Below are 2,471 nucleotides of genomic sequence, written 5' to 3'. Positions count from 1 at the left end.
ACGTAGAATTTCGGGTCGATCATGTAGTTGATGAAGGCCTCGGCGCCAAGAACGTCGCCGGCGCCGAGGCCTTCATCAACTACATGATCGACCCGAAATTCTACGTCGAATGGGTCACCAAGGTCGGTGCTCCCGTCTCCGCCAACACCAAGGCGGTGGAAGCGCTGCCCGAGGATGCCTTCAACCGCAAGGTCATGGGTGATCCCGAAGTGGCCAAGCGCATCCAGTTCCAGGCGCCGATCACCGACGCCCAGCGCGAAGCCTATCTGGCGCTCTGGCAGCAGCTTAAGGTCGACGTGAAGTAAGATCACAGCCAGGCCAGCCGGCGGTTCGCGTCGGCTGGTTCTTCCAATCCTGGGAGGAGGGTACCATGGCAGCTGCGACAGCGTCGCGAAGCGGGCTGAGATCGGCATTGCCGCTGCTGGCACCGGCCTATCTCTGGCTGACGGTGGCGATCTTCCTGCCGCTATCCGCCATGGTCTTCTTCTCGTTCATGACCGAGCTGCCGCTGTCGGGAAAGCCGTGGGCGTTCACGCTTGGCAACTATGCCGCCTTCTTCTCGCAGAGCCTCTATCTGACGCTGCTGCTGGCCTCGCTGCGCCTTGGCCTCGAAGTGACGCTATGGTGCATCGTCATCGGCTATCCCGCCGCCTATGTGCTCGCCAAGGTGCTGAAGGGGCGCAGCCGCGAGGCGATCTTCCTGCTCGTCATCCTGCCGTTCTGGTCGAATGGGTTGGTGCGCATCTTTTCCTGGGCGATGGTTTTGCGCGAAGGCGGCATCCTCGACACCGCGCTTAATGCCGTGCTGCCGTTCAAGATCAACATCGACCTCATGTATTCCTATCCGGCCGTCATCATCGGGCTGGTGCATTCCTATGTGCCTTACATGGTGCTGACCTGTTATCTCACGCTACAGGCCATCGACGACTCGCTGATCGAGGCCGGGCGCTCGCTTGGCGCATCGCGGTTGCAGGTGCTGAAGCGGGTGATCATCCCGCTGTCGATGCCCGGATTGGTCGCGGGTGCGGCGCTGATCTTCGTGCCGGTCGTCGGCTCGTTCATGGAACCGCGCATCCTGGGCGGCCGCACCGGCACCTTCTACGGAACGGTCATCGAGGACCAGTTCGTCGCCGTGTTCAACTGGCCGCTCGGTGCCGCACTCTCCTTCATCCTGCTGGCGGTGGTGCTGGTCATCCTGGCGGTGGCGTCGCCAGTGCTGCGGAGGGCCGCGTGATGACGACGACCCGCATCCTCGAAGGACTCGGCCGCCTCTACATCTGGCTGCTGCTTGCCTTTCTTTATCTGCCGATCATCATCATGGCGCTGATGTCGTTCAACGTTTCTCCCTTCTACCAATTGCCGTTCGAATGGACGACTGAATGGTATGCTTCGCTGTGGCAGAACGACCAACTGATCGCAGCGACCTGGAACAGCGTCGAGATCGCGGTCATCACCACGATCATCTGCGTCGTGCTCGGCTCGGCGGCGTCGCTGGCGCTCTATCGCTACGAATTTCGTGGCAAGAAGTTCCTGCAGGCGCTTTTGTTTCCGCCGATCGCCATACCGTGGCTGATCACCGGCACGGCAATGCTGATTTTCTTCTTCGGCGTCGGTATCGGCCGTGGCCTGCATGCGATCCTGCTCGGCCATGTCGCATTGGCGCTGCCCTATGTCATCGTCGTCGTCTCGGCCCGGCTGCAGACCTTCGCGCCGGAGCTGGAAGAGGCGGCGCGCTCACTAGGCGCCAACCAGTGGCAGGTGACGCGCCGCGTCACGCTGCCCTGGATCATGCCCGGCGTCATCGCCGGCGGGCTGTTCGCGTTTGCCGTTTCGTTCGACCAGTTCGTGGTGTCCTATTTCCTGGCGACGCCGGGCCAGACGACGCTGCCGGTCGAAATCTACGCCGCGATCCGCAAGGGTTTCACGCCCGAGATCAACGCGGTCTCGACCATCATCATTGTCGTGTCGATGGCGCTGATGCTGCTGACGGCGCGGTTTTTCAAATTCGGCGGAGAGAAATAATGGCCGGCGTGCAGGTATCCGATGTCTCGCGCAGCTTTGGCGCACACAAGGCGTTGGACAACGTCTCCATCGACTTCGCCGATGGCGGCTTCTACGCTCTGCTCGGGCCGTCGGGCAGCGGCAAGACCACGCTGCTGCGGCAGATCGCCGGTTTCGATTTTCCTGACTCGGGTCGCATCACCATAGGCGGCGAGAGCGTCGAGCGGGTGCCCGTCGAGAAGCGCCGTATCGGCATGGTGTTCCAGAACTATGCCCTGTTTCCCAATATGAGCGTCGCCGACAATGTCGCCTTCGGCCTGTCGGTGCGCGGCGAGGCCAGGGCGATCATCGCTACCGAGGTGCAACGCGCGCTCGATCTGGTGCAGCTTGGCAAGCTTGGTGGCCGCCGGCCGCACCAGCTCTCCGGCGGGCAGCGGCAGCGTGTGGCTCTCGCCCGCGCCATCGTCACC

Annotated in this window: 3 protein-coding genes and 1 pseudogene; all 4 read left to right on the top strand. The window is 62.6% G+C overall.

The annotated features are described in order from the left end of the window. Positions 1-305 (top strand): annotated as a pseudogene (locus EN939_RS29730) (hypothetical protein); the annotation flags it as partial. 65 nt (positions 306-370) lie between these two features. Then, complete coding sequence (locus EN939_RS29725; RefSeq protein WP_127270909.1) at positions 371-1,234, top strand: ABC transporter permease; 864 nt, start codon at positions 371-373, stop codon at positions 1,232-1,234. Beyond that, the gene (locus EN939_RS29720) at positions 1,234-2,022 is read left to right on the top strand and encodes an ABC transporter permease (RefSeq protein ID WP_127270907.1); all 789 of its coding nucleotides are present in this window, start codon (positions 1,234-1,236) and stop codon (positions 2,020-2,022) included. Before EN939_RS29725 ends, EN939_RS29720 begins: the two co-directional genes overlap by 1 nt. After that, positions 2,022-2,471: ABC transporter ATP-binding protein (locus tag EN939_RS29715; protein ID WP_164751335.1), on the top strand; the 450-nt coding region annotated here is incomplete at its 3' end. The genes EN939_RS29720 and EN939_RS29715, both read left to right, overlap by 1 nt.

Origin of the sequence: Mesorhizobium sp. M7A.F.Ca.CA.002.05.1.1, assembly GCF_003998335.1 — a bacterium.
Lineage (GTDB): Bacteria > Pseudomonadota > Alphaproteobacteria > Rhizobiales > Rhizobiaceae > Mesorhizobium.
Note: the sequence above shows the minus strand (reverse complement) of the source record. Positions and strands in the feature narration are given on the sequence as shown.

What these genes read in the sequence shown, in the direction of transcription:
- EN939_RS29725 (WP_127270909.1), top strand. Translation starts at nt 371, where the DNA reads ATGGCAGCTGCGACAGCGTCGCGAAGCGGGCTGAGATCGGCATTGCCG.
- EN939_RS29720 (WP_127270907.1), top strand. Translation starts at nt 1,234, where the DNA reads ATGACGACGACCCGCATCCTCGAAGGACTCGGCCGCCTCTACATCTGG.